General features: G+C 61.0%; 6 protein-coding genes. All 6 read right to left on the reverse strand.

The annotated features are described in order from the left end of the window. Positions 1 to 83: 83 nt before the first annotated feature. The 6 genes from ACRESD_RS23280 to metX are packed head-to-tail and all read right to left on the reverse strand — an operon-like array spanning position 84 to position 4,442. A complete protein-coding gene (locus ACRESD_RS23280; RefSeq protein ID WP_431753053.1) occupies positions 84 to 407 on the reverse strand; it encodes a DUF3392 domain-containing protein in 324 nt (107 codons plus the stop codon). A 19-nt stretch (positions 408 to 426) separates the two neighbouring features. Further along, on the reverse strand, positions 427 to 1,629 hold the full coding sequence (hemW, locus tag ACRESD_RS23285) for a radical SAM family heme chaperone HemW (protein WP_431753054.1): 1,203 nt from the start codon (positions 1,627 to 1,629) through the stop codon (positions 427 to 429). Further along, a complete protein-coding gene (gene rdgB, locus ACRESD_RS23290) occupies positions 1,626 to 2,222 on the reverse strand; it encodes an RdgB/HAM1 family non-canonical purine NTP pyrophosphatase (RefSeq protein ID WP_431753055.1) in 597 nt (198 codons plus the stop codon). Before rdgB ends, hemW begins: the two co-directional genes overlap by 4 nt. Continuing rightward, a complete protein-coding gene (locus ACRESD_RS23295; protein WP_429474941.1) occupies positions 2,219 to 2,653 on the reverse strand; it encodes a DUF4426 domain-containing protein in 435 nt (144 codons plus the stop codon). Before ACRESD_RS23295 ends, rdgB begins: the two co-directional genes overlap by 4 nt. Before the next feature lie 21 nt (positions 2,654 to 2,674). Then, positions 2,675 to 3,295 (reverse strand): methionine biosynthesis protein MetW, encoded by a 621-nt coding sequence (metW, locus tag ACRESD_RS23300; protein WP_016972957.1) that lies wholly within the window; start codon positions 3,293 to 3,295, stop codon positions 2,675 to 2,677. A gap of 7 nt (positions 3,296 to 3,302) precedes the next feature. After that, positions 3,303 to 4,442, reverse strand: coding sequence for a homoserine O-succinyltransferase MetX (gene metX, locus ACRESD_RS23305; RefSeq protein ID WP_431753056.1), 1,140 nt, complete (start codon positions 4,440 to 4,442; stop codon positions 3,303 to 3,305). Between the last annotated feature and the right edge of the window lie 188 nt (positions 4,443 to 4,630).

Consider the following 4,630-nt stretch of genomic DNA (forward strand, 5'->3'; position numbering starts at 1 on the left):
GGATCAGTCAGCCTATTTGTAGCTGACCCACTGCAATCGGGGGCAAGCCCCCTCCCACATTTGTATCTGTGTTGGGTTTGGGGTCAGCGGCGGTCGGCGACGACGCCAATCAACACCAGCACCACAATCAACACCGGTGCCAGGCTGTAGTTATTGAACTGGCTCAACCCTCGCACAATCCACGGCGTGGCGTAGATCAACGCCGCACCACTACCGATCATGCACACCAACGCCATCAACGGTACGCGCAAGGCGCCGGCAATGTTGCCCAGGCGTGCTTCGACCCAGCCCTTGATGTCGGCGCCAAACAGCACCAGCAAGCAGCCGACTAGGGCCAGGGAGATTTCCGACAGGTTACTACGGCTCCAGCGGGATACGGTGGCGAGCAGGTCGAGTACCAAATCCATGTGATTTCCTTAAGAGCGATCAGCTCAAAAACTTTTGCAACAGGTCATTGAGAAAGAGTTGCCCACGGTCGGTCGCCGCCAGGCGTGACGGTTCGACCTGCATTAAGCCACTTTGTTCTGCCTCGCGACGGCCTTCGTCCAGGCTCGCCAGGTCCAGCCCGGTGCGCTCGGCGTACAGCTTGGCTTCGACGCCTTCGGTGAGGCGCAAAGCGTTCATCAGGAACTCGAACGGCAGTTCCTCGTTGGTCAGTTCTTTCGCGCCGGCCTGAAAGCTTTTTGCCGGGTTGAGGTAGTCCTTCGGCGCCCGCGTCTTCCAGGTGCGCACGATACGCCCGTCAGGGTGGCTGAGCTTGCCGTGGGCACCCGCGCCGATGCCGATGAAGTCGCCGAAGCTCCAGTAATTCAGGTTGTGCCGCGCCGGGCGACCCGGTTGGGCATAGGCCGACACTTCATACTGCGCGTAACCATGTTCAGCCAGCAGTGCCTGGCCGGCTTCCTGGATATCCCACAACGTATCGTCTTCTGGCAGCGCGGGCGGCTGGTTCCAGAACACGGTGTTGGGTTCCAGGGTCAGTTGATACCAGGACAGATGCGTGGGCTTGAGGGCGATGGCCTGGCGCAGGTCGCTTAAAGCGTCGTCCAGGGACTGGTTCGGCAAGCCGTGCATCAAGTCCAGGTTGAAGTTCTCGAACCCGGCCTGGCGCGCCATGCCTGCGGCGCGTACAGCTTCATCGCCATTATGGATGCGCCCCAAGGCTTCGAGCTTTTCCTGCTGGAAGCTCTGGATGCCAATGGACAGCCGGTTGATGCCCAGCTTGCGATACGCCACGAACTTCTCTTGCTCGAAGGTGCCGGGGTTGGCTTCCAGAGTGATCTCGATGTCGTCGGCAAACGGAATGCGTGCTTCCACGCCCTCGAGCAAGCGCCCCAGCGCGACGGCACTGAACAGGCTCGGCGTGCCGCCGCCGAAGAAGATCGAGCTCAGCTCACGGCCATACACCGCATGCAAGTCCTGATCGAGGTCGGCCAGCAAGGCGTCCACATACTCTTCCTCCGGCAGCACTTTGCTGGCGGTGTGGGAGTTGAAGTCGCAATAAGGGCATTTGCGCACGCACCACGGGATATGGATGTACAGCGCCAAGGGCGGCAAGTGGGGCAGGGCCGCCCGTGGTGTTTGCGCACCGCCGTGGATCAGCGGCTGCGCAGAGGTGTTTTGAGTCATTTCAAGCCCAGACGCTGGCGCAGCAAATCCATTGCGCGGGCGCGGTGGCTGATCTGGTTCTTGTCGGCCGGGCTCAGTTCGGCGCTGGAGACATTACGCTCGGGCACCCAGAACAGCGGGTCATAGCCAAAGCCATGCTCGCCGCTGGCCGCATGCAGGATGCGACCGTGCCACAGGCCTTCACAGAGGATCGGCAGCGGGTCATCGGCGTGGCGAACCAGGGCCAGCACGCAGACGAACTGTGCGCCGCGCTCTTCATCCGGCACGTTCTTGAGGGCGTCCAGCAGCTTGGCATTGTTGGCTGCGTCACCCTTGCCGTCGGCATAACGTGCCGAGTAGATGCCAGGCGCGCCGCCAAGGAAATCCACCGCCAGGCCCGAGTCATCCGCCAGCGCCGGCAGGCCGGAGATACGTGCGGCGTTGCGTGCCTTGAGGATGGCGTTTTCGACGAACGACAGGCCGGTTTCTTCCGGCTCGACCTGGCTGAATTCGCCAATCGAGCGCAGTTGCACGGATTCACCGAGCATGGCCTGCAATTCTTTGAGTTTGCCGGCGTTATGGCTGGCCAGTACGAGTTGGGTGAGATTCATCATTCGGCCGGAAAAAGTTCTTGGACAAAACTGAAGCCGTGGGCCTTGCCGCCGGTTTCAACGTTGATGGTGAAGGTCTTGAACTCCTGCTGCGGTACCGAGTAGGGCGCGAGATAGTTGGTGACGCCTTTTTCGGTGATCTGCTTGAACGTCAGGACTTCGCTCTTGCCGAGTGAGTCCTTGATGGTGCCGGTCACTTGCGCCACCACGGGTGTCACACCCTTGAACACGGACACGTTGATCAAGCCCTTGTTCTTGCTGCGTACCACACCCACCGCTTGGGCGGTTTCCGGTTGCAGGAAGCTGGAAGTGAAGGTGTTGTAGCGCACGGTAATGTCGCCAAATTCCTTCGTGCGGTTAGGGTCGATAATGTCGGCGGCCATGGCGTTGGCGCCCAGCAATGCAGTCAGTAGAAAAACAGCCAAACGACTCATGAGCGTCCCTCTTGAAAATGATTAGACGGCAATCTTGTGGTCGGTCAGGCCAGGGCTGCTGACCCGGTAAATCCCGATTTCGCCCAACAGGTTGGGCCATAGCTTACTCGCCCAGCCGTGGCGGTGCTGTTGGTCGACGGCAAGGCGGTTGATCACCTTGGCTTCACGCTCACCGCACAAGGCTTCGAAGTCTTCAAAGGTGCAGAAGTGAATGTTGGGCGTGTTGTACCACGTGTACGGCAGGAAATCCGACACCGGCATCCGGCCTTTGGTCGCCAGGTACCAGCGGCAGCGCCAGTGGCCGAAGTTGGGGAAGGTGATGATGCACTGGCGACCCACGCGCAGCATTTCGTCGAGGATGCGATCCGGATAGTGCACCGCCTGCAGGGCCTGGGTCATCACCACGATGTCGAAGCTGTTGCTGGCAAAGTTGCCCAGGCCCTTGTCCAGGTCCTGCTCGATCACGTTGATGCCCTTGGCCACGCACTGGGCGATGTTGTCGGGGTCGTTCTCCAGGCCATAACCGGTGACTTGCTTGTTGTCGCGCAGCCAGCTCAGCAGTTCGCCATCGCCGCAGCCCAGGTCGAGCACGCGGCTGCCGGCGGGTATCCAGTCTTGGATGATTTCCAGGTCAGCTCTCATGGCGTTCTCATACTGTAATGCGGTTCATGTAGTTGCCGAACGCCTGCAAGTAACGCGGGATCGGGATCAGGAAGGCGTCGTGGCCTTGTGGAGCATCGATCTCCAGGTAGCAGACGTCTTTGCGCGCGGCCATCAGCGCGTCCACCAGCTCACGGGAGCGGGCCGGCGAGAAGCGCCAGTCGGTGGTGAATGACATCACGCAGAACTTGGCTGTGGCACCTTCGAAGGTTTTCGCCAGGTCGTCGTCATGATTCGCGGCCGGGTCGAAGTAATCCAACGCCTTGGTCATCAGCAGGTAGGTGTTGGCGTCGAAGCGTCCGGAGAACTCTTCGCCCTGATAACGCAAATAGCTTTCCACCTGGAACTCGACGCTGTGGAAGTCGTAGTTGAGCTTTTCGCTCTTGAGGCCACGGCCGAATTTCTCGCCCATGGAATCATCGGACAGGTAGGTGATATGCCCGACCATCCGCGCCAGCATCAGGCCGCGCTTGGGGATCACTCCGGCTTCCTGGAACGACCCGCCATGGAATTCGGGATCGGTGAGGATCGCCTGGCGCGCCACTTCGTTGAAGGCGATGTTTTGCGCCGACAGTTTCGGGGCCGAGGCGATGGCCAGGCAGTGGCGCACACGATCCGGGTACGTGATGGTCCATTGCAGCGCCTGCATGCCGCCCAGGCTGCCGCCGATCACCGCGGACCATTGGTGGATGCCCAGCAGGTCGGCAAGGCGCGCCTGGCTGTGCACCCAGTCTTCCACGGTCAGCACCGGGAAGTCGGCGCCGAATGGCTTGCCGGTTTCCGGGTTGATGCTGCTCGGGCCGGTGGAGCCGTTGCAGCCGCCGAGGTTGTTCAGGCTGACCACAAAGAACTTATGGGTGTCGATGGGCTTGCCGGGGCCGATGCAGCTGTCCCACCAGCCGGGCTTGCGCTCGTCGGCAGTGTGGAAACCGGCGGCGTGGTGATGGCCGGACAAGGCGTGACAGATCAGCACGGCATTGCTCGCCGTGGCGTTCAGTTGGCCGTAGGTTTCATAGATCAGGTCGTAGGCAGGCAGCGAGCGGCCACAGGCCAGGGCCAGCGGTTCGCTGAAGTGCGCCACTTGGGGCACGACCAGTCCAACAGAATCGGGGGGGAAGGCAGCTGGCATCGACCCTGCTCTCGTTTAAATGAGGCGTAAGTCTAAAGAGCGGGGCCCCCAGCGGCAAGCAAAGGCCTGCACCCGTACACAGATACAAAATGTGGGAGGGGCTTACCCCCGATAGCGGAGCGTCAGTCGGCATCTATTTGACTGACCCATCGCCATCGGGGGCAAGCCCCCTCCCACAGGGTTTACTG

It is taken from the genome of Pseudomonas sp., assembly GCF_050739995.1.
Classification (GTDB): Bacteria; Pseudomonadota; Gammaproteobacteria; order Pseudomonadales; family Pseudomonadaceae; genus Aquipseudomonas.

Excerpts from the sequence above, each read along its gene's own strand:
- ACRESD_RS23280 (WP_431753053.1), bottom strand. The coding sequence starts at position 407 with ATGGATTTGGTACTCGACCTGCTCGCCACCGTATCCCGCTGGAGCCGT.
- hemW (WP_431753054.1), bottom strand. The coding sequence starts at position 1,629 with ATGACTCAAAACACCTCTGCGCAGCCGCTGATCCACGGCGGTGCGCAA.
- rdgB (WP_431753055.1), bottom strand. The coding sequence starts at position 2,222 with ATGATGAATCTCACCCAACTCGTACTGGCCAGCCATAACGCCGGCAAA.
- ACRESD_RS23295 (WP_429474941.1), bottom strand. The coding sequence starts at position 2,653 with ATGAGTCGTTTGGCTGTTTTTCTACTGACTGCATTGCTGGGCGCCAAC.
- metW (WP_016972957.1), bottom strand. The coding sequence starts at position 3,295 with ATGAGAGCTGACCTGGAAATCATCCAAGACTGGATACCCGCCGGCAGC.
- metX (WP_431753056.1), bottom strand. The coding sequence starts at position 4,442 with ATGCCAGCTGCCTTCCCCCCCGATTCTGTTGGACTGGTCGTGCCCCAA.